The following is a 746-nucleotide window of genomic DNA, read 5'->3' as shown; positions in this document are numbered from 1 at the left end:
CGGACCCGGAAGCACGAACGAGATCGACTGCAACCCCTTCCCGACCACCACCGTCTGCGACACCTCCGGCGCCGCCGCCACATCATCAGAACCCGCCTGCGACGCCGTCACCGTGCACGTACCCGCATGGTCGTAGACCACCGACGACCCCACGATCCGACACACACCCGCGCCACCACCAGCGACATACGACACCGCACCACCAGAGGACGCCGTCGCCGACAACACCGCACTCGTGCCCACCTTCGGAGCCGACGGCAACGAGAACGAGATCGACTGCAGCTTCTTGGCCACCGTCGTCGACACCGTCACATCCGACGCCGCGGCATAGTCCGCCGTCCCCGCCTGCGACGCCGTCACCGAACAGAGGCCCACATGCACGAACGACACCGACGAACCCGACACCGTGCACGCCGACGAGGACGACGCATACGTCACCGGCTGACCCGACGCACCACCCGACGCCGCCAACACCACCGAATCACCCACCCGCGGCGCAGGAGGAAGAAACAACCCCAAGATCGCCTGCGACCCCTTACCCACCGCCAGGATCAGATTGGTCGTGAAGGCCGCGGCGTAGTCCGCATTGCCCGCCTGATCGAGGTCGAGAAGACAGCTGCCCGCCTTCAGATACGAGATCGTCGTGCCATTCACCGCGCACACCCCGTTCGCCGACGTCACCGTGACGACCACCGGATTACCCGAACCACCCGAGGTGAACGTCATCTGCGCCGTCTGACCCACCT

1 protein-coding gene is annotated in these 746 nt (G+C 66.2%); it reads right to left on the bottom strand.

Annotated features, from left to right (window positions below; all coding sequences use genetic code 11):
* Nucleotides 1-726: hypothetical protein (locus ABD671_RS22285; RefSeq protein ID WP_344735725.1), on the bottom strand; the 726-nt coding region annotated here is incomplete at its 3' end.
* Between the last annotated feature and the right edge of the window lie 20 nt (nucleotides 727-746).

This window comes from Nocardioides fonticola, from assembly GCF_039536805.1.
GTDB lineage: Bacteria > Actinomycetota > Actinomycetes > Propionibacteriales > Nocardioidaceae > Nocardioides > Nocardioides fonticola.
The sequence above is the reverse complement of the archived record's forward strand: the minus strand, read 5'-3'. Positions and strand labels throughout refer to the sequence as shown.